We start from the raw sequence: 19,279 nt of genomic DNA on the forward strand, positions 1-19,279 counted from the left end.
CAGTGGGGAAGGGGCAGATGCTCGGAGTCAGCCGCGATGGCGAGGTCGTGACCATCGAACTGCAGCGTCCGGAACGCCGGAACGCCCTGAACGAGGAGCTCATCGGTCGCTTGCGGGCCGCGCTCGAGGAGGCCGCGGAATCGGCGCGGGTGATCGTGCTGACTGGTCAGGGGCCGCTGTTCAGCGCGGGCGCGGATCTGGACGGGGTGTACTCGGACAGCTTCCTGAGCGGACTGCTCGGCATGCTGCGCACCATCGAAACGCTTCCGGTGCCGGTGATCTCGGCGATCAACGGCGGCGCGTTCGGCGCGGGCGTGCAACTGGCGCTGGCCTCGGACCTGCGGGTCATGACACCGGATTCCTTCCTCGCGGTACCGGCCGCGAAACTCGGTATCTCCGTTGACCGTTGGACGGTGCGCCGACTATCCAACCTGATCGGCCCGGGCCCGGCGCGCACGATTCTGCTCGGCGCGGAACGCGTCAGCGCCACGGACGCCTATCACTTCGGCTTCGCCAACAAGCTCGGCACGCTCGCCGACGCGCAGGCGTGGGCCAAGCAGATCGCCGAACTCGCGCCGCTGTCGCTGCGGCACCTGAAGCTGGTCTTCAACGACGACGACACCCGCGGCCCCGGCACCGACGAGCAGACCGCCGCCCTGAACGCGGCCTGGGCCAGCGCGGACGCACAGGAGGCGCGCGCCGCGCGCCAGGAGAAGCGGCCCGCGAAATTCGAGGGCCGATGATCGAAATCCAAGGGCCGATGGCAGAAATCCAGGGGCCGATGGCCGGGCAGCGCGGCGCTGCCGCGAACGAGAGGCGCAGGGCCGTGAAAACGCGGAAACTGGTGGGTATGGCAGCGGGTGCATTCGGTCTTTCCTGGTTGTTCCGGGCGGCGTGGGGGATTCCGTCCGCCATGGGCGCCTCCATTTCCGCCATCGCGCCGACCGCGCGCGGGGCGACGACCTATCGGAATCGGCAGTTCCACAACACCGAGCCGAGCAGCCAGCTCACCGGATCGCCGGTCGAGCTGATGTACCAGCTGGTCACCCAGCGCAACAACGGCCGCCCGCCCGGCGCGATCCCGCTGGTGACCCCGGAGCTGCCGAGGCAGGCCGGGGATCTGGCGGTCACCTGGTACGGCCACGCCACCTGCCTGATCGAGGTGGACGGCTACCGGGTGCTGGCGGATCCGGTGTGGAGCGAGCGGGTTTCGCCCTCGCCGCTGATCGGCCCGGCCCGGCTGCATCCGGTGCCGTCGCCGCTGTCGGCGCTGCCGCCGCTGGACGCGGTGCTCATCTCGCACGATCACTACGACCATCTCGACCGCGAGACCGTGCTCGGGCTCGTCGAGACCCAGGACTGTGTGTTCGTGGTGCCGATCGGCATCGGCGCGCACCTGCGGCACTGGGCGGTGCCCGAGCATCGCATCGTCGAATTGGATTGGGCGGCTTCGGTTTCGCTGGCCGAGCTGGAGCGCGATCACGGGGACGGCACCGATCTGGTGATCACCTGCTCGGAGGCGCGGCACTTCTCGGGCCGCGGCCTGGTGCGCAACACCACGCTGTGGGCGTCCTGGTCCATCGCGGGCCCGACCCGGCGCGTCTATTTCGGCGGCGACACCGGCTACACCAAGGCGTTCGCGGAGGCCGGGGCGCGGCTGGGCCCGTTCGATCTGACCCTGCTGCCCATCGGGGCCTACGACCGGCACTGGCCGGACGTGCACATGAATCCCGAGGAGGCGGTGCGCGCGCACGCGGATCTGTGTGTCGGCGACGCCGGGTACGGGCTGCTGGTGCCGATTCACTGGGCCACCTTCAATCTGGCCTTCCACGGCTGGTCGGAGCCGGTACGGCGGCTGGTCGAGGCGGCCGAGGCGGCCGGGACACGCATCGCCGTGCCGAAGCCGGGCCAGCGGATCGACCCCATTGGCCTGCCACCACGGGATTCGTGGTGGGAAGATGTTCGCCAATAACGGACCGAGATTGAAGGAGCAGGGCTGTGAGTCTCATGGACACGCTCAAGGGCTTGGTCGGCAAGGGCAAGGAAGTGGTGGCCCAGAACGCCGAGAAGATCGAGCAGGCCGTCGACAAGGCCGGGCATGTGATCGACGAGAAGACCGGGGGGAAGTACTCCTCCCAGATCGACAAGGGCGCTGAGGCGGTCAAGAACGCCATCCCGACCGAGGGCGGGGCGCCCGCCGCGGCGCCGGCCGCCGAATCCGCTCCCGCCGAGGCGGCGGCCGAACCCGCCCCGGCGCCGGAACCGGCACCGGCCCCCGCTCCCGAGGCCGAGAAGCCCGCGGAGTAGTCGACCAGGTCTTCCACGCGCCGTTCGGCGTCCCGGAGTTCACCTCCGGTGACCCGAACGGCCCGTTGGTTTTTCGCGGGTATCGCAGGTTCCGTCGCTTTGTCGGTGCGCCGACCTAGACTGCTGTGATGGGGTCCCGGAAGGATTTCGGGGGAATCGGGGTTGGGCTGACCAACCTCGACAAGGTGCTGTACCCGGCCACCGGGACCACCAAAGGCGAGGTCATCGACTATTTCACGGCGGTCGCGCCGGCCTTGCTGCCGCATGTCGCCGAGCGGCCGGTGACGCGTAAACGCTGGCCCAACGGGGTGGAAGAGCAGTCGTTCTTCGAGAAGAACCTGGCCGAGCACGCGCCGAAATGGTTGGCGCGGAGGACGGTTCAGCATTCCGACCGGCCGGTTACGTATCCCATCGTCGACAATGTCGCGGGCCTGGCCTGGCTGGGCCAGCAGGCGGCGCTGGAACTGCATGTGCCGCAATGGCGTTTCGACGGGGCCGAGGTGGGGGACGTCACCCGGCTGGTGTTCGATCTGGATCCCGGCCCGGGGGCCGGGCTGGCGCAATGCGCCGAGGTGGCGTTGATCCTGCGGGACGTCCTGCACGAGGTGGGTCTCGAGGCGTTCCCGGTCACCAGCGGCTCCAAGGGGATTCACGTGTACGTACCGCTGGATCGCAAACTCGGGCCCAATGGCGCGTCGGTGGTCGCCAAACAGGTGGCGACGAACCTGCAGCAGCTGCGGCCGGAGCTGGTGACGGCCAACATGTCCAAGGCCGTGCGGGACCGGAAGGTGTTCCTGGACTGGAGCCAGAACAATCCCGCCAAGACCACCATCGCGCCGTACTCCCTGCGCGGCCGCGCCGAGCCGTGGGTGGCCGCACCGCGGGACTGGTCGGAGATCGAGCAGCCGAAGAAACTGCGGCACTTGCGGTTCGAGCAGGTCCTGCGCCGCTTCGAGGCAGACGGCGACCTGCTCGCGGGCCTCGACGACCCGCTACCCGAAGCCGGCGACTCACCGCCGCAACCGGTTCCGGACCGTCTCGACACCTACCGCTCCATGCGCGACCCGCAGCGCACCCCCGAGCCGGTGCCGCCCGGCCCGCCCGCCCCCGGGCCGGGGGACCGTTTCGTGGTGCAGGAGCACCATGCCCGGCGGCTGCACTGGGATCTGCGCCTGGAACGCGATGGCGTGCTGGTCTCCTGGGCCGTGCCCAAGGGCCCGCCCACCGACACGGGCGAGAACCGGCTGGCCGTGCACACCGAGGACCACCCCATGGAGTACCTCACCTTCCACGGCTCGATTCCCAAGGGCGAGTACGGCGGCGGCCAGATGACCATCTGGGATACCGGCACCTACGAGACCGAGAAGTGGCGCGACGACGAGGTCATCATCCGGTTGCACGGGCAACGCCTCGACGGGCGCTACGCGCTGATCCAGACCAACGGCAATCAGTGGCTCATGCATCTGATGAAGGATCAGGGCCGGTCGGACGGCAATGGGGCGCAGCCGGTTTCGGCGCCCCGCACCCCCGCCCCGATGCCGCACGGTTTGACGCCCATGCTGGCCACGCCCGGCGACGTGGCCGGTCTCGACGCCGAACACTGGGCCTTCGAGACCAAATGGGACGGCTTCCGGCTCATCGCCGAGCTCGAGGACGGTGCGGTGACCTTGCGCAGCCGCGCCGGGCACGTGGTCACCGGCAAGTACCCGGGGGTGGCGGCGCTGGGAGCCGAACTGGCCGGGCACAGCGCGGTCATCGACGGCGAGGCGGTGGTGTTCGACGATCACGGCGGCGCGAATCTGGGCCTGCTGCGCGAGGATTCGAAGCGCGCCGTCTTCCTGGCCTTCGACCTGCTGTACCTGGACGGCACCTCGCTGGTCCGCAAACGCTACGACGATCGGCGCCGCGTGCTGGAAGCGCTGGCGGCGCAGGCGCGTTCACTGATCGTGCCGCAGCAGTTGCGCGGCTCCGGCGCGGAAGCGCTGCGCTACAGCCAGGATCACGGGATGGAGGGCGTGATCGCCAAGCGCCGCGACTCCGTCTACCTGCCCGGCCGTCGCGGCCAGTCCTGGATCAAGACCCGCAACTGGCGCACGCTGCCGGTGGTGATCGGCGGGTATCGGCGTTCGGGGGTGCGGCAGTTCGCCTCACTGCTGGTCGGCGTGCCGCACGAGGGCGAGCTGTACTACCTCGGCCGGGTCGGCACCGGTTTCAGCGAGCAGGAGATGAGCGATCTCGCCGATCGGCTGCGCCGCCTGGAACGCAAGACCACCCCGTTCGGCAACGACCTCACCGCCGAGGAGCGCAAGGACGCCGTCTGGGTGAGCCCGAAACTCACCGGCACGGTCCGCTTCATGAACTGGACCGAGACCGGACGCCTGTGGCATCCGGCCTGGATTCCCAGCTCGGACTGATCAGCTCGTCTTCTCCAGCAACGGGATCAGGGTGTCGGCCTCGGTGACGAGGGCGTGCCCCTGGAAGGCGAATTCGTCCCAGGCGCGCCGCATTCCGGGCTCGTCGCGGCCGCCGACCGCGTCGCGCACCACCACCGGCAGGAAGCCCAGATCGGTGGAATGGGTCACGGTCGGCGCGATTCCGATCTCGAGCGCCACGCCGACGATGGCGTACGCGCCGATGCCGAGATCACGCAGGGTGGCGGCCAGCGGGGTGCCCTCGAAGGCGGACATGGTGGTCTTGTCGAACACCACTTCGCCCTGCTGCGGCCGCAACTCGGGGACCAGGTCGAAGCCGGGCGTATCCCGCTGCAGGATCGGCACCACCTCGTCGACGGAGTCCACACCCTGCCAGCTCATCGCCATCCGCAGCGCGAAGGTGCCCATGAGCCGCTTGGGCAGGAAGAAGTGCCGCAGGAAGATGACCGGGTAGCCGCCGCGCCGGGCGGCATCCACCACCGACGCGACCCGCTCGGTGATGCGCGGTCCGTCCGGCAGCTGCCCGAGCACCCCGACCTGCATGTCGTAGACGATCAACGCCATCCGGTCCGGCGCGCACACATCCGCGAGCGTCTCCGGAATCTCGAGCCCGTTCCCCTGCCGCATACACCCTCCGCAATCGCCCTGTGCCCCACCCCGATTCGCCAGCCTACGCGGCGGCGCGCCGGGGTGCGCCCGGGTCGTCGACGAGGCCGAGGCGAATGAGGCTGTCGGCGGTGTCGAGCAGGGATTCGGCGACGGGGCGCATGTGCCAGCCGAGTTCGCGTTCGGCCTTGGCGGCGGTGAGGCGTTCCTCGCGGCCGAGGAAGCGGACGGCGGTGCGGGCGTCGGTGTTGAAGCGAGCGCTCAGCCGCACCAGCCAATCGGGCAGCGCCCGGGTCGAGACGCGGTAGCGCCCGGCGAGGATCCGAGCCATCTCGGGAAAGGAGATCTCGTCGCCGGCGCAGATGTAGCGGTTGCCCGCGGCTTCCGGGGTCTCGAGGGCCAGGCGATGAGCGACAGCCAGATCCCGCACATCCACGGTCGCGAAGTTCAGGCGCGGGACACCCGGCATATCCCCCGCCAAGATGGTGCGAATGCCGCCCACGGAGGTGCCCGCCTCGGCGCGCAGCAGCGGCCCGATGATCATGCCCGGATTGAGCACGGCCACTTCGATATCCGGATGCTCGGCCGCGAAATCCCAGGCGGCCCGCTCGGCCAGGGTCTTGCTCTTCTCGTACGCGTCGCACACCGCGACGTCGGACCAGTCGGCCTCGGTGAGCAGCCGCCCGGAATTGCCGACCTGCACCGCCGCGATGGACGAGGTGACGACCACCCGCTCGACTCCGCTCGCCGCCGCGGCCCGCAGCACGCGCAGCGTGCCGTCGACGGCCGGGCGCACCAGTTCGTCCTCGTGCTTCGGCGTGCCCGCCGGGAACGGGGAGGCGGTGTGCAGCACGTACCGGCAGCCGGCGACAGCCGCCTCCCAGCCGGTGTCCGAGCCCAGACCGGCCTCGACCAGCTCCACGCCCGGCAGTGTCTCGGCGATCTGGCTGGCGCGCGAGGCCGAGCGCACGGTGCCGCGCACTCGATAGCCCGCCCGCTGTAGTTCCTGATCGGCATGGCCAACGGCTACGTCCGCTTCGCCCGCGACCACGCCGCCTACTTCCGGCTCATGTTCCGCCCGGAACTCTCGCAGCCCGAGAAGCATCCGGCCACCGAGGCCGCCGGCGATGCCGCCTTCGCCGTCCTGCAGGACACCGTCGCCGACGCCGTCGCCTCGGGCTTCCTGCCGGCCGCCGACGCCGAGACGATGGCCCTGGCCTGGTGGTCGCTGGCCCACGGCATGGCCGCCCTCACCGTCGACGGCAAGCTGGGGCTGCGCGCCACCCAATCCGGCACCACTCCGGAAGCTCTCACCGATCGCATCACCCGCATCTTCGCCGACCTCATCGACGGCGGCGACGCGCGCTAGGCGGCCATCGGCTCCGGTGCGACGGCGGCGGTCACCGGTTCGTCCTCGTGGAATCCCGGCAGGTAGCGGTCCACGAACGGGATCATCACCTGGATCAGGGGGCCGATGCCGAAGGCGTAGACGACGGTGCCGACGCCCACGCTGCCGCCGAGGGTCCAGCCGATCGCCAGGACCGTCGCCTCGATGCCGGTGCGAATCAGCCACACCGATTTGCCGGTGCGGCGAACCAGTCCAGTCATCAGGCCATCGCGCGGTCCCGGGCCCATGCCCGCGCCGATGTAGAGCACGGTCGCGATCGCGTTCAGCACCACCGCGGCGGCCATGGCGCCGATCCGCATCGGCAGCGCGTGCAACTGCGGCAGCAGCCACAGCCCCACGTCCACCGACACCCCGATGACGACGACATTGCTGACCGTGCCCAGACCGATCTTCTGCCGCAAGGGAATCCAGGCCAGCAGGACCACTGCGCCGGTGATCGCCACGATCGTGCCGAAGCTCAGCGGTAGCTGATCGGCCACGCCCTGATGGAAGACGTCCCACGGGTCCAGGCCGAGGGCGGCGCGAATCATGACGGCCATGGAGAACCCGTACAGCCAGAGTCCGACATACAGAGCGAGCAGGCGGCGCAACAACATGCACCGAGCATGACGGCAACTGGCTTGCGACAGGAAGAGCCAGTCGCAAAGTGCTGGACCTCTATCTGGATATATTCTTTCTTACAAGAAACCGCGCAACGCCGTGGTTACGACGCGCGGGACAACGTTGACCATCGGGCCGGAGCGGCAGTAATTTTGGTTCTCCGATGCGCCGGGTTTCTTATCGGCGCGATAGTGCGAGTCCGTGGTCCGGGGCGTCGGGTGACAGGACGCTGGAGGGCGTGATGCGGCGCGGATTTCGTACATGGTGGCGGGCCGGACTCCTCGGGGCGGCGGTGACCCTGGTGGCGGCGGCGGTGGCGATACCCGCCACCCGCGCCGACATTCCCTATCCGGACGACGATCCGTTCTATACGGCCCCGACCTCGTTGGGGGAGTACGCGAACGGGGCGATCCTGAACTCGCGCCCGATCCAGGTCTTCGGCTTGCCGCTGCCGGTGGCGGGCTGGCAGTTGCAATACCGCACCACCGGCTCGGACGACGCGGCCGCCGCCGACGTGACCACCGTGCTGGCGCCGCTCACCCCGTGGACCGGTCCCGGCGACCGGCCGCTGCTGTCGTATCAGATCGCCGAGGACAGCCTCGGAACCCGTTGCGCGCCCTCGTTCGCGCTGCGTGGCGGGCGCGATTTCTCCATCGCCACCACTCTGCTCGACGTGCCCTTCCTGGCCGAGGCGCTGCGCCGCGGCTGGGCCGTCGTGGTGTCGGACTACGAGGGCCCGGCGTCCCGCTTCTTCGACGGCGTGAACTCCGGCCGCGCCGTCCTGGACGGCATCAGGGCCGCGAAATCCTTTGCCCCGCTGGGCATCACCGACGCCAGCCTGCTCGGGGCCTGGGGCTATTCGGGCGGGGCCTTCGCCACCCTGTGGGCCATGCAGCTGCGGGCGGGCTACGCACCCGAGCTCGCCTTCGCCGGCGTGACCTCCGGCGGCGTGCCCACCGATATCCCCGCCCTCGCGCGCGGCGTGGACGGCAGTTACCAGGCCGGGCTGGCGGTGCTGATCCTGATCGCGTTGGCGCGCAACGACTCCGGCAATGGCCTGGCGGACGAACTCAACGACAACGGCCACGCGCTGATGGCGCAGGAGGCCACCGCCTGCGGCGGGGATCTGGTGGGACGCCATCTGTTCGGGCACGTGGACGACTACGCCACCGCCCCGGGCATTCTCGGCAGTCCGCCGTTCCTGGCCGCGACCGGCCATCAGGAGCTGGGCGGCTGGGCGCCGGACGTGCCGATGTACCTGTACCACAGCAACAATGACGATGTGATCCCGTCGGCCGGGTTCAGCGCCCTGGTCGACCGCTATTGCGCACTGGGCGCGACGCTCACCGCGGTGCACTCGGCCGTCCCCGGCCACAATCCGGCCGCGATAGTCGAGGCGTGGGGCGCTATGAACTATCTGTCCGATCGCTTCGCCGGCGTGCCCGTGGCCGCCGGATGCACCGTGCGCTGAAGCCCGCTGTGCACCCGGCGTCCGCCGCTCAGCGGATCAGGGCTGCGCCCACTTGGTGGTGCCGGGCGCGGCGGTCAGCGTGCTGATCAGATCCACACCCGCGATCAGCAGCGCCGGTCCGCCCACCACGAGGGTGCCGATGATCGCGCCGACGGTCGCCGCCACCGGCACCGTCGCCAAACCGAAGGCGCCGCCGAGGAATCCGATGGCGCCGACGGCCGCGCCGATCGCCAGCCCCACGAAACTGCCGATGGCGGTGGCGATGCCGAACTGACTGGTGAACGCCTGCATGGCGCGCTGGTTTTCGTCGAGGGAGGCCACCGGGTGCAGGACCGGCGTGGCCGCGGCGACGTCCTTGACCGCCGTCTGGCTCAGCGTCGCGCCGTCGGGGCTGACGGCGGTGGGCAACGGGTAGCTGAGCCCGTCCTGCTCGAACGACGTCGGCAGGCTGACCACGGTGGCCCCCTCGGCGTCCTTGATGTTCACGGCCCCGCCGGCCAGCTCGAAGCTGCCGTTGGTGAGGGTGGTGACGACGGTATCGCCGACCAACTGGGTTTGGTAGCCGATGTCGGGAACCGCCGAATCCGCATGGGCCACACCGGCTCCGGCGATGGCGACCGCGGTGACAACCGGCGCGGCGATTGCGGTGATCTTGCGCAGCATCATGAGGTCTTTCCAATCTTCATCAGGTGTTCGGGGCAACACGTGGCTCAGTGAAAAGAATTCCCCCTTTGTGGCTGTGAGCCGTGCTGCGTCAGCAACGCGTTCTACTGTCGATCACGGTAGCTCGTCACCCCGACAGCCCGAATAATTTTCGGCTCGAGTCGCCCTAGAAGAGCAGTTCGACGCCCGTTCCCAGCGCGCACAACAAGGCCAGCGCCAGCAGCGCCACCAGATCGGCGCGGCCGGGCGCCCCGGGCCGCGCGGTCAGTTCGCCGGTGCCGCCGCGGGTGGTGATGGCCTCGCCGAGTTCGGCGGCGCGGCGCGAGGAGACGGCCATGCTCGCGGTCAGGATGTCGACCATCGGGTTCTCGGTCGCCCGGCGCACCAGCGAATCCTTGGGCCGCAGCCGCCGGGCCGCGCGCAGCACGCGCATCTCCTCGAGCAGCAGGGGCAGCCCGCGCAGCGTCAGCGCCACCACCACGGCCCACTCGTCGACCGGGAGGGCGTGCCGCACCCCGTCGCGGGTCCAGCCGATCCGCTTCAGCGGCGCACCGAGTTTGGCCAGCGCGGGCGCGATCGCACCCATCGGCGTGGTCCAGGCGACCAGGAAAGACGCGGCCAGCAGCAGGAATCCGAACAGCACCACCTGCGCGTAGCGCACCACCGCCGACATGCCGACGGGCGCGCTGATGGCCGCGCCGATCGCGAGGCCCGCCCACACCCACCACGGCAACCGCGGCAGCGTGCCCAGCGGCAGCTTGGCCAGCACGAACACCCCGGCCAGGAACAGGGTGGCCAGCCCCAGCAGCCACCACGACGGGACGAACATCAGCAGCACGCTGAAGACGAAGACCCCGATCATCTTGGTACCGGCCCAGAGCCGATGCACCGGACTGTCGACGGGCACCTCGCGCAGCACCACACCGCTCATCGGACACCTCCGCGCAGATCCTGGCCGGGGCGGTATTCCATTGCCGCGGCGTCGTTTTCGAGCAATCGTCCGTCGCGCAGGTGCACGATCCGATCGCAGACCGCGGCCACATCGGACACGTCGTGCGAGATGACGATCAGGGTGTGGCCCGAATCCCGCAGGCGGGCAAGCAGTTCCACCACGCCGGCGCGGCCTTCCGGATCGAGTCCGGCCAGCGGTTCGTCGAGCACCACCACCTGCGGGCGGCCGGCCACCAGCGCGGCCAGCACCACCCGTTTGGCCTGTCCGCCACTGAGTTTCTCCACCGACCGCGCGGCCAGCACCCGGTCCAGGCCGACGGCGTCGAGGGCCTTGCCGACCGCGGCGGTGCCGTGACCGCCCCAGTCCTCGATCTCCTCGCCCACGGTCTGGCGTTGCAGTTGCAGCCGGGAGTGCTGGAAGGCCAGCTGCACGGCCCCGATCCGCTTGTGCACCGGGCGGGTTCGGGTGAACTCGTGCAGATCGCAACTGCCCGCGCTGGGGATGGTGAGCCCGGCCATGATCCAGGCCAGGGTGGATTTCCCGGAACCGTTGCCGCCCACCACCAGCAGCGCCTCACCCCGGCGCACGGTCAGATCGATACCGTGCAGGGCGGGCGTCTCCCATGGCGTACCGCGGTTGTAAGTGTGTGCGACACCGCGCAATTCGAGAATGTCCTCGCCCATGGGGCGGTGGCGGGCGGCGCGGGCCGGGCGCGGCCAGGCGGGCAGGTGATCGACGCAGCGACCGTCGCTCAGGTGCACCACCCGGTCGGCGGCGGCCGCGTCGGCCTCGTGGTGGGTGACCAGCACGACCGCCATCGGATGCCGCCGCGGCAGGTCGGCGAGCAGAGCGACCAGGTCGCGTCGGCCCTCGGGATCGATCATGGAGGTGGCCTCGTCGGCGATCAGCAGCGTGGGACGGCGGGCCAGCGCGGCCGCCACCGCGAGCCGCTGCTGCTGGCCGCCGGACAGGGTCGCGGTCTCGCGCCCGCCCATTCCGGCCAGTCCGACTTCCGCCAGCAGACCGTCGATGTCGACGCCGGCGGCGTCCGCTGTGGGCAGACCCCAGACCACATCGTCGGCGACGAGCACGCCGAGGGTCTGGCTCTCGGGTCGCTGCAACACCATGGCGGTGCCGCCGCGCACGCCCAGCCCCGCCGAGCCGGGCCGGGTGACCGTGCCGCCGGTGGGCGGCCGGCCCGCGAGAATCCTGGTCAGCGTGGACTTTCCGGAGCCGTTGTGGCCCACGATCGCGACGAATTCGCCGACGTCGACGGTCAGATCGATCCCGGACAGCGCCTCGGTGCGGGCGTCGGGATAGCGAAAGGCGACCTGCCGCAAGGTGACCGGCAGCGGCGCGACCGGACGGTCGTCGTCGGGTGCGTCCAGCAGGTTGTCCCGGCCGGGGAGCCAGGCCAGCCGATCCAGCACCGCGCCCAGCACGAACCACGAGAACACACCGCTGGCCAGCATGGCCGCGACGATGCCGCCGCCGACCAGCAGCCACCACCAGTGCAGCACGGTGTCGACACTGGCGGCGACCCAGTGGCCCGCCGGTTTCAGCGCGGACACCCGCGCCGCCAGGCTCTCCACACCGCCGGCGAGATTGCGAACGTTGTCGAACAGCAGGTGCCGCGACTTGGACAGCACCAGCAGCATGCCGACCGTCAGCGTCGCCATGACGCCGCCGGCCAGCCCCGACAGCGCCGCCACCGCGGGCAGTCCGCCGCGCCGGCGCTTGACCGTCCCGATGATGCCGCCGATCACGGCGATGCCGACCAGGTTCTGCGCGGCCAGCAGGCCCGCGGCCACGAATGTCACGATCGTCCCGGCGATGGTCGTCGCCAGCTGTGCGCGGAACCGATGTCGATGCGCGAGCAGCCCCATCGGCACCGCGGCCACCAATTGCAGCGCCGAGGCGAACGGCACCAGCGAGCCCAGTGTCACCAGCCCGACGGTCGCGCCCCCGAGCACCGCCGCGGCCGCGAGTTCGATGGGCCGCAGCGCGCCCGTGGGCAGGGTCGCCGCGGAACTTCTCCCGGCGCGGGACTCGGCCTGGTCGGCCACGCCGCCACGAATCCGGTACGAATCGGTCACGTCTACCAGTCTGCCGTGTCGGACCCGCTACCCACCGCGACCTCTCAACATCTCCACAGACTCTCTCCATGCAGCGGCCACGCGGCTACCGGTGCTCGAGGGTGTAATCGGACAGGCGCAGTGCGCGGGTGCGGCGGCGATAGCTGCGCGTGGTGCCGGGCCAGTTGTTGGTGATGCGGCCCGACGCCGTGCGATACCAGCTGGTGCAGAAGTTCCAGGGCGTACGGGCGAGGCGCTGCTGGAGGGCGTCGTTGAAGGCGCGTTCGGCTTCGGGCCGGACCTCGAGGCGGGCGCCCGGATGCTCGGCGAGCAACTGGACGGCGCGGCGAATGTAGTGGGTCTGGGATTCGATCATGTAGATGATGGAGCCGACGCCGAGATTGGTATTGGGGCCGTAGACCATGAACAGGTTGGGGAATTCGGGGACGGTGAGGCCGAGGTAGGCGTGGGCGCCGCCGTCCCACACGTCGTTCAGGTCGCGGCCGTCGCGGCCTCGAATCTTCATGGGCCACAGGAATTCCGTGCCCTTGAAGCCGGTGCCGTAGATGATGACGTCGGCCGCGTGCACGACGCCGTCGGCGGTGCGCACGCCCTCGGGCACGATCTCGGTGATGGCGGTGGTCTCGACGGTGACGTTGGGTTCGCACAGCGCGGGGTAGTAGTCGTTGGAGAACAATCCGCGTTTGCAGCCGATCGGATAGTCGGGCGTGAGCTTGGCGCGCAGCACGGGATCGGTGACCTGCTCCTCGAGGTGCTTCTCGGCGAGGCGCGAGACCAAGCGCACGATGCCGGGGACATCGACCAGCCCCAGCGCCACGAATTCGCCGATCAGCCACCACGAGAGCCGTTCGGCCACCGGCATTCCCGGGATCTGCACGAGAATCCGCTGGTGAACGGGCTGGTAGTCGGTGTCGAACTTCGGCAGCACCCAGGCCGCGGTGCGCTGGAACACGGTCAGCCGCTCGACCCGCGGCTGGATTTCGGGAATGTACTGGATGGCGCTGGCCCCGGTGCCGATGCAGGCCACCCGCCGTCCGTCGAGTTTCACCTCGTGATCCCACAGCGCGGAGTGAAAGGACTGCCCGGCGAAGCTCGCGATGCCAGGAATCGGCGGCATGGCCGGTCGAGACAGCTGCCCGACCGCGGACACCAGCACATCGGCCGTGCGCGTCACCCCGTCGGCGGTACGGACGATCCACTGTCCGGCGTCGTCGTCGAACTCGGCCTCCACGACCTCGGCCCCGAACACGATCGAGTCGTAGAGTCGGTGCCGTCGCGCCACGTCACGCATGTACTCCCAGATGTCCTCGCGGCCCGAATACCGCTGCCGCCAGCGAGGTTTGGGCTCGTGCGCGAACGAGTACAGCGGTGAGGGCACATCGCAGGCCGCGCCCGGATAGGTGTTCTCCCGCCACACCCCGCCCAGGTCGCCGGCCTTCTCGAGGATGGTGAACTCACGGAAGCCGTTGCGTTGCAGCTCGATCGCCATGCCGAGCCCGCCGAAGCCCGCGCCGATGATGATGACCGACGGCATGTGGTGCTCCTCACCTCGAAGACTCCTCTCACTGTAGGAGCGAGCCTTCGATTTGGTGGCGACCTGATCGAGAATTTCGGCCATAATCGGAGGATGGGCACGGTGCAGGAGGCGGGTATCCGGGATTGGGACTTCCCGCGCGGGGTCGCGAGCGCCGCGCTCATGGTGGGCTTCGCCCGCGAACGCGGGGTGCCGGCGGTGCGCATACTGCACGGCAGCGGGCTCACCGAGAAGCAGCTCGCCGATCCGGACGCCCAGATCGACGCGCACATCGAGCTGGCGATCATCCGGAATCTGGTGCGGGAGCTGGGCGCCCGCCCCAACCTCGGGCTGGAGGTGGGCCGGCGCTATCGGATCTCCACCTTCGGCATCTTCGGATTCGCCTGCGTCAGCAGCCCCACCCTCGGCGAGGCCATCGCCTTCGCGCTGCGCTTCCTCGAGCTCAGCTTCACCTTCTGCATTCCGGCGGCCCGATTCCAGCCGGGCGAGTTCATGATCCACGACGAACGGGTGCCCGCCGACGTGCGGCGCTTCCTGGTCGAACGCGACGCCACGGCCATGCATCAGGTGCTGTCGGACCTGCTCGGCCACCGGGTCGAGTTGCAGCGCGCCGACTTCGGCTTCCCGGCCCCGCCCGATCTCGGCCCGTACACCGAAATCTATGGTCTGCGACCGCGTTTCGAGCAGCCGCACACCGCCTTCGTGCTCGATCCGGCGCTGCTGGATCAGCCGCTGCCGCAGGCCAACGAGCACACCTGGGCCATGTGCCTGGCCCAGTGCCGGGATCTGGTGTCGCGCCGCCGCGCCCGCACCGGCATCGCGGCCGAGGTGCGCGGGCGGCTGGTTCCGCGCGGCGGGGTGGACGGTTTCGCGGCGCCGCCCGGAATCGACGCGGTGGCAAGGGATCTGAACATGAGCACCCGCACGCTGCGCCGGCATCTGGACGCCGCCGGCACCAGTTACCGGCAGCTGCTGGACGAGGTGCGGCGCGCGCTGGCCGAGGAAATGCTCACCGCCACACCGCTGTCGGTCAGCGATGTGGCGATCCGGCTGGGTTACGCGGAGGCGTCCACGTTCATCCACGCCTTCAAACGCTGGACCGGGACCACGCCGTCGGTCTACCGCCGGGGAGCGCCGCTGCGCTGAGTCAGTCGACCGGTTCGGCCAGCCAGCCGCCCATGGCGACCGGTCGGAACGCCGACAGCAGGCCCGCGTCGGTGACGGAGTGGAACACCAGCGACGGGTCGGGTGCGAAATCGATCGGCACGTGTCCCGGTGCGGCCGTTTCCCATTCGCAGCCGATGGTGGAGGAGACGCTGGGCGCGACGATCAGCGGCTTGCCCGCGAAACTGGTCATGAGCCCGGAGTGCACGTGCCCGGTGAGCACGGCGGCGATGCGCGCGTCGCCGGCCACGATCTCGGCCAGCCGTTCGGGATTGGTGAGCCGGATGGGGTCGACCACGGTGGACTGTACCGGCACCGGCGGATGGTGCATGGCGATCAGCACGGTGTCGTCGGCGGCGGTCCGCGCCAGGGCGTCCTCGAGGTAGGCGTAGGTCTCCGCGTCCAGGAACCCTTCGGGCTTACCGGGAATGCTGGAATCCAGCAGCACGACCGTCACTCCGTCGCCGCGGTGCACGTTGTTGATCGGCGCGTAGTCCGGGTCCTGCCCGAACAGCACCTGCCGCATATTGCCGCGGTCGTCGTGATTGCCCGGCAACACCAGCACCGGCACGTCGGCGGTGAGCGCGGCCCGCGCCTGCCGGTATTCCTCGATCTCGCCCTCGTCGGCGATATCGCCGGTCACGAGAATCAGATCCGGTCGCTGCGGCAGCTCGGCGAGATACGCCAACACCCGTTCGACGCGTTCGACATTGCGTGCGCCCATATTGAAGTGGGTGTCACTGAGCTGTGCCAGCAGAACCATCGGCGTTCGCTTTCTGTGAAGGGCCGCATCGTCGCGCCCGCTGTGGCCCGCCGCACCGCGGTCACCACGAAACAGGCTAGTTGACCAGGCCGGATGTGCGCCGGTGAGACCCGCCACCCAATATAGCGAACCACTATCAAGACGCCGTCGGTGTGGTGCCCGTCATGAGTTCGCTTGCGCTGCTCAATAGTTGCCGGGGGTCGCCGGTGATCGTCGCCGAACCCGGTCGCCAGAAATCGGCGCCCGGTTCCGCCTCGAGTTCGAGTAGACCATTCGGCCGCCAGGGCGCGTCCAGGGTCAAACGCCACGAATGCAGATGGGTGCGCTCGAATGCCCCGGACTTGTCGAAGAGCGGATCGCCGACGATGGGATGCCCGATCCAGGCCAGATGCACACGAATCTGATGCCGCCGCCCGGTGATCGGGCGCAGCGCGAGCACGGTGTGGGAATCGGTGCGCGCGACGGTCGCGAATTCGGTGACCGACGGATAGTTCTTGCCCGCCAGCACATCTCGCGAATCGACCCGCCAGGTGTCGCCCGCGCGGTGAATGCTCTCGCGCGGGGCGGCGATGCGCACCCGGTTCTTGCGGCCGACGCTCAACGGCAGCTCGATGACGCCGCGGTCGGGCAGTCCGGTGGAGGCGGTCACGGCGAGATACGCCTTCTCCGCGGTGCGCTTGGTGAACTGCCGGGTGAGCACGCCGTGCGCGGGCAGCTGCTTGGCCAGCAGCACCAGCCCCGAGGTCACCTTGTCGATGCGGTGCACCGGATACAGCGTCTCGCCCTGTGCCGCCGCCATTTCCACCAGATCGGTGTCGTGGCGTTCCCCGGTCACCGAGATCCCGGCGGGTTTGTTCAACGCCAGGATCGCCTCGTCCTCCAGCACCAGGCACTGTGCCCGCAGTCCGGGCCACGATGTCTCCACCCGGCCAGCTTAGAGAAGCGTCAGGACGTGGCCTTTTCCAGCTCGGCCAGCCCGTTCTCCAGATGCCCGATCATGCGATCCAGATCCGGCACCGTGCGGCGGCAGCCGACCAAGCCGAAATCGAGATTGCCGTCATTGGTGGTGACGGTGATGTTCATGGCCTGCGATTCGAAGGGAATCGACAGCGGATAGTTGGCGTCCAGCCGCGCGCCCTGCAGATACACCGGTTTCCGTGGCCCGGGCACATTCGAGATCACCAGATTGAACGGCATGCGCGGCAACGCTTCGAATCCCGGAATCAGCGAGACGCCCAGCGGTGTCATCAGCGCCGCCGACAACATCATCGCCTCCAGTTTCGGCAATTGCGTGAACACCTGTTTGGCCTCGCGCATGGAGGTGCTGATGGTTTCCAGCCGGCGCGCCGGATCCTCGATATTCGTCCCGAGATTCGCCAGGCAGGCCGCCACCAGATTCCCTTCGGAACTGTCGGCCTCGGCGGTGCTGCGAATATTGACCGGCACCATGGCGATCAGCGGATCCTCGGGCAGCGCGTCGTGCTCGAGCAGATAGGCGCGCAGCGCGGCCGCGCTCATGGCCAGCACCACATCGTTGACGGTGGCGCCGGTGGCCGCGCGCACCGTATTGATCCGCTCCAGCGGCCAGGACCGCACCGCGATGCGCCGCGCCCCGCCGATGGCGGTGTTGAACAGCGTGCGCGGCGCGGTCATCGGCATGGTGAGCCGCCCGTCGAGCGCGCCCCGCACGGGCGCCGCGATCGAACCGGTGGCGCGCAGGACGCGCGGCACCGCCCGCCGCAGCTGCGACCACGCGCTCTCGGGCGCGACGCTGTCGTCGCGCGGCACCGGGGGAGTGCCCCACGGCACCGACAGCCGATCGTCGAACGGGTCGTCGGTGAGGGTGCGCTGCAGCAGCCGCATGGCCGAGACGCCGTCGATGAGCGCGTGATGCATCTTCATGTAGATGGCGAAGCGCCCGTCGGCCAGGCCCTCGATGAGCCGGCCCTCCCACAGCGGCCGGTGCCGATCGAGCAGGATGCCGTGCAGGCGTTCGGTGAGATCCAGCAGATCGCCCATCCCGCCGGGCGCGGGCAGCGCGGATCGGCGCAGGTGGTAGCCCAGATCCACGTTGTCGGCATGCGACCAGGCGAGGCTGGAGAACCCGACCGGCAGCCGGCTGGGCTGCCGCCGGAAACGCGTGCGCACCTCGGTTTTCGCGGACATGGCCGTGAACAGTGCGTGGGTGTAGCCGGGTCCCGCGTCGGCGGGCGGCTCGAACAGTTGCAGACCGCCCACGTGCATGGGGTGTTCGCGGGACTCGATCGCCAGGAAGACCGCGTCGAGCGGGTTGAGAAGGTCCATGGTGTCGCCTAATCCGGGCGGGCATGACAGCCCTTGGGGACAACGGTGCGGCGACACTGCCCCCCGCTGTGTGACGGTGAATCAGGTTATCACTGTCTGTGATTCGCGCTACCCCGTACGGCGTGCGGCAAACCCGTGTCGGCGGCCGCGGCCGTGGCGCCGGCGAAGGCCATGGCGATGGTGGTGCGGCGGCCGTTCACGAACGGGTGCACCCGGTGCAGGGTGGTGTCGGCGCGCATCAGGTAGAGGTCGCCGGGATGCAGCTCCCAGGAGTGAATAGGGTTGCGCGTCAAGGTCCGGTACACGTCGGCGTGGTCCCAGTCGCGGTGGGTGTGCGCCACCGTCTGCAGGAAGCCGCCGTCGTCCAGCGGCGGGCACTCCACCACCAGGACGAGGGCGAAAGCGTAATCGTCCCAGTGCCATTGCCCGGCCGCGTCGTCGTGATGGCGGCGGCTGACGAGGTAGCGGCGGTCGGCCGGATACGGCAGCACCGGTTCCGCGGCGATCACGGACAGATTGTGCCGCAACGGTTCACAGTCGTAGATCGCGGGAATGCAGGCGGCGTGGGCGGCGACCTCCTGCTCGGTCAGATCCACCTGCCGGCGGGCGGCGCCCTCGCCCTCGGGCAGCAGTTCGCCCCATTGGCGGTGATGGTCGAGCAGGGCCAGCGCCTCGGCCGCCAGCACGCGTTTGACCCGGTGCGGGAGCAGGAAGCCCAGGCGGGCGATGCCGTTCTCCGCCAAGCGGTTTCGCGCGTGCGCCAGCGCCGATGGATCCACCGCGCGCAGATGCCGGTGGGCCGCCTCGATCGTGCCGTGAACCTGCACCGCGCGTCCTCTCACCCGGCTACAAGTGTAATTCGTTGCCCGGCAACAACCTTGGAATGAGGTTGCCGGTTCATCACGATCTGAAACGGGGGCCGCCGCCGGGACGCGCCGAATCGGCCCCGGGTGCGTCCGGCCGCCCCGCCCACCCGGTA

At 69.7% G+C, this 19,279-nt stretch carries 18 protein-coding genes; 7 read left to right on the forward strand and 11 right to left on the reverse strand.

The window, feature by feature from the left end; all coding sequences use genetic code 11:
- Positions 1-17 precede the first annotated feature (17 nt).
- The 4 genes from D7D52_RS05510 (at position 18) to D7D52_RS05525 (ending at position 4,721) form a co-directional block, all read left to right on the forward strand.
- A complete protein-coding gene (locus tag D7D52_RS05510) occupies positions 18-743 on the forward strand; it encodes an enoyl-CoA hydratase (RefSeq protein WP_120743832.1) in 726 nt (241 codons plus the stop codon).
- A gap of 107 nt (positions 744-850) precedes the next feature.
- Positions 851-1,972, forward strand: a complete 1,122-nt coding sequence (locus D7D52_RS05515) for an MBL fold metallo-hydrolase (RefSeq protein ID WP_120743833.1) — start codon at positions 851-853, stop codon at positions 1,970-1,972.
- Between the two features lie 35 nt (positions 1,973-2,007).
- On the forward strand, positions 2,008-2,307 hold the full coding sequence (locus tag D7D52_RS40280) for an antitoxin (RefSeq protein WP_425464661.1): 300 nt from the start codon (positions 2,008-2,010) through the stop codon (positions 2,305-2,307).
- Positions 2,308-2,435: 128 nt separating this feature from the next.
- A complete protein-coding gene (locus D7D52_RS05525; protein WP_120735342.1) occupies positions 2,436-4,721 on the forward strand; it encodes an ATP-dependent DNA ligase in 2,286 nt (761 codons plus the stop codon).
- Here the strand turns inward: D7D52_RS05525 and D7D52_RS05530 are convergent, their stop codons facing one another.
- Positions 4,722-5,366 carry a cysteine hydrolase family protein gene (locus D7D52_RS05530; RefSeq protein ID WP_120735343.1) on the reverse strand — a complete coding sequence of 215 codons (645 nt, stop codon included), beginning with the start codon at positions 5,364-5,366 and terminating at the stop codon, positions 4,722-4,724.
- A gap of 43 nt (positions 5,367-5,409) precedes the next feature.
- On the reverse strand, positions 5,410-6,396 hold the full coding sequence (locus D7D52_RS05535; protein WP_246023649.1) for an NAD-dependent epimerase/dehydratase family protein: 987 nt from the start codon (positions 6,394-6,396) through the stop codon (positions 5,410-5,412).
- Between D7D52_RS05535 and D7D52_RS05540 the strand changes: the two genes are divergently transcribed.
- On the forward strand, positions 6,361-6,714 hold the full coding sequence (locus D7D52_RS05540) for a TetR-like C-terminal domain-containing protein (protein ID WP_120743835.1): 354 nt from the start codon (positions 6,361-6,363) through the stop codon (positions 6,712-6,714). The genes D7D52_RS05535 and D7D52_RS05540 overlap by 36 nt on opposite strands.
- Here D7D52_RS05540 and yczE read toward each other — a convergent pair.
- Positions 6,711-7,349 (reverse strand): membrane protein YczE, encoded by a 639-nt coding sequence (yczE, locus tag D7D52_RS05545; protein WP_120735344.1) that lies wholly within the window; start codon positions 7,347-7,349, stop codon positions 6,711-6,713. The two genes, D7D52_RS05540 and yczE, sit on opposite strands and share 4 nt — an antisense overlap.
- Before the next feature lie 245 nt (positions 7,350-7,594).
- On the opposite strand from yczE, the gene D7D52_RS05550 reads away from it, so the two are divergent.
- Positions 7,595-8,824 (forward strand): lipase family protein, encoded by a 1,230-nt coding sequence (locus tag D7D52_RS05550; RefSeq protein ID WP_162958166.1) that lies wholly within the window; start codon positions 7,595-7,597, stop codon positions 8,822-8,824.
- A gap of 36 nt (positions 8,825-8,860) precedes the next feature.
- On the opposite strand, the gene D7D52_RS05555 is transcribed toward D7D52_RS05550, so the two are convergent.
- From D7D52_RS05555 to D7D52_RS05570, 4 genes are all read right to left on the reverse strand, one after another.
- Complete coding sequence (locus tag D7D52_RS05555) at positions 8,861-9,490, reverse strand: DUF8020 domain-containing protein (protein WP_120735346.1); 630 nt, start codon at positions 9,488-9,490, stop codon at positions 8,861-8,863.
- Between the two features lie 163 nt (positions 9,491-9,653).
- Positions 9,654-10,418 carry a CbiQ family ECF transporter T component gene (locus D7D52_RS05560; protein WP_120735347.1) on the reverse strand — a complete coding sequence of 255 codons (765 nt, stop codon included), beginning with the start codon at positions 10,416-10,418 and terminating at the stop codon, positions 9,654-9,656.
- Positions 10,415-12,505 (reverse strand): ABC transporter ATP-binding protein, encoded by a 2,091-nt coding sequence (locus D7D52_RS05565; RefSeq protein ID WP_425464662.1) that lies wholly within the window; start codon positions 12,503-12,505, stop codon positions 10,415-10,417. The genes D7D52_RS05560 and D7D52_RS05565 overlap by 4 nt, the downstream gene beginning before the upstream one ends.
- Before the next feature lie 115 nt (positions 12,506-12,620).
- Positions 12,621-14,069: a flavin-containing monooxygenase gene (locus D7D52_RS05570; RefSeq protein ID WP_120735348.1), complete on the reverse strand. Its 1,449-nt coding sequence runs from the start codon at positions 14,067-14,069 to the stop codon at positions 12,621-12,623.
- Between the two features lie 93 nt (positions 14,070-14,162).
- Here D7D52_RS05570 and D7D52_RS05575 point away from each other — a divergent pair, with 93 nt between their 5' ends.
- The gene (locus tag D7D52_RS05575; protein WP_120735349.1) at positions 14,163-15,215 is read left to right on the forward strand and encodes an AraC family transcriptional regulator; all 1,053 of its coding nucleotides are present in this window, start codon (positions 14,163-14,165) and stop codon (positions 15,213-15,215) included.
- 1 nt (position 15,216) lies between these two features.
- Here D7D52_RS05575 and D7D52_RS05580 read toward each other — a convergent pair whose 3' ends face one another.
- The 4 genes from D7D52_RS05580 to D7D52_RS05595 all read right to left on the reverse strand — a co-directional run bounded on the left by D7D52_RS05580 (position 15,217) and on the right by D7D52_RS05595 (position 19,142).
- Positions 15,217-15,996 (reverse strand): phosphodiesterase, encoded by a 780-nt coding sequence (locus D7D52_RS05580; RefSeq protein WP_120735350.1) that lies wholly within the window; start codon positions 15,994-15,996, stop codon positions 15,217-15,219.
- 136 nt (positions 15,997-16,132) lie between these two features.
- Positions 16,133-16,921 carry an RluA family pseudouridine synthase gene (locus D7D52_RS05585; RefSeq protein WP_120735351.1) on the reverse strand — a complete coding sequence of 263 codons (789 nt, stop codon included), beginning with the start codon at positions 16,919-16,921 and terminating at the stop codon, positions 16,133-16,135.
- Between the two features lie 20 nt (positions 16,922-16,941).
- Positions 16,942-18,300: a WS/DGAT/MGAT family O-acyltransferase gene (locus tag D7D52_RS05590; RefSeq protein WP_120735352.1), complete on the reverse strand. Its 1,359-nt coding sequence runs from the start codon at positions 18,298-18,300 to the stop codon at positions 16,942-16,944.
- 89 nt (positions 18,301-18,389) lie between these two features.
- Positions 18,390-19,142, reverse strand: a complete 753-nt coding sequence (locus D7D52_RS05595) for a HalD/BesD family halogenase (RefSeq protein WP_162958167.1) — start codon at positions 19,140-19,142, stop codon at positions 18,390-18,392.
- Positions 19,143-19,279 lie beyond the last annotated feature (137 nt).

Origin of the sequence: Nocardia yunnanensis (genome assembly GCF_003626895.1) — a bacterium.
Lineage (GTDB): Bacteria > Actinomycetota > Actinomycetes > Mycobacteriales > Mycobacteriaceae > Nocardia > Nocardia yunnanensis.

What these genes read in the sequence shown, in the direction of transcription:
- D7D52_RS05510 (WP_120743832.1), top strand. Translation starts at nt 18, where the DNA reads ATGCTCGGAGTCAGCCGCGATGGCGAGGTCGTGACCATCGAACTGCAG.
- D7D52_RS05515 (WP_120743833.1), top strand. Translation starts at nt 851, where the DNA reads ATGGCAGCGGGTGCATTCGGTCTTTCCTGGTTGTTCCGGGCGGCGTGG.
- D7D52_RS40280 (WP_425464661.1), top strand. Translation starts at nt 2,008, where the DNA reads ATGGACACGCTCAAGGGCTTGGTCGGCAAGGGCAAGGAAGTGGTGGCC.
- D7D52_RS05525 (WP_120735342.1), top strand. Translation starts at nt 2,436, where the DNA reads ATGGGGTCCCGGAAGGATTTCGGGGGAATCGGGGTTGGGCTGACCAAC.
- D7D52_RS05530 (WP_120735343.1), bottom strand. Translation starts at nt 5,366, where the DNA reads ATGCGGCAGGGGAACGGGCTCGAGATTCCGGAGACGCTCGCGGATGTG.
- D7D52_RS05540 (WP_120743835.1), top strand. Translation starts at nt 6,361, where the DNA reads ATGGCCAACGGCTACGTCCGCTTCGCCCGCGACCACGCCGCCTACTTC.
- yczE (WP_120735344.1), bottom strand. Translation starts at nt 7,349, where the DNA reads ATGTTGTTGCGCCGCCTGCTCGCTCTGTATGTCGGACTCTGGCTGTAC.
- D7D52_RS05550 (WP_162958166.1), top strand. Translation starts at nt 7,595, where the DNA reads ATGCGGCGCGGATTTCGTACATGGTGGCGGGCCGGACTCCTCGGGGCG.
- D7D52_RS05555 (WP_120735346.1), bottom strand. Translation starts at nt 9,490, where the DNA reads ATGATGCTGCGCAAGATCACCGCAATCGCCGCGCCGGTTGTCACCGCG.
- D7D52_RS05560 (WP_120735347.1), bottom strand. Translation starts at nt 10,418, where the DNA reads ATGAGCGGTGTGGTGCTGCGCGAGGTGCCCGTCGACAGTCCGGTGCAT.
- D7D52_RS05570 (WP_120735348.1), bottom strand. Translation starts at nt 14,069, where the DNA reads ATGCCGTCGGTCATCATCATCGGCGCGGGCTTCGGCGGGCTCGGCATG.
- D7D52_RS05575 (WP_120735349.1), top strand. Translation starts at nt 14,163, where the DNA reads ATGGGCACGGTGCAGGAGGCGGGTATCCGGGATTGGGACTTCCCGCGC.
- D7D52_RS05580 (WP_120735350.1), bottom strand. Translation starts at nt 15,996, where the DNA reads ATGGTTCTGCTGGCACAGCTCAGTGACACCCACTTCAATATGGGCGCA.
- D7D52_RS05590 (WP_120735352.1), bottom strand. Translation starts at nt 18,300, where the DNA reads ATGGACCTTCTCAACCCGCTCGACGCGGTCTTCCTGGCGATCGAGTCC.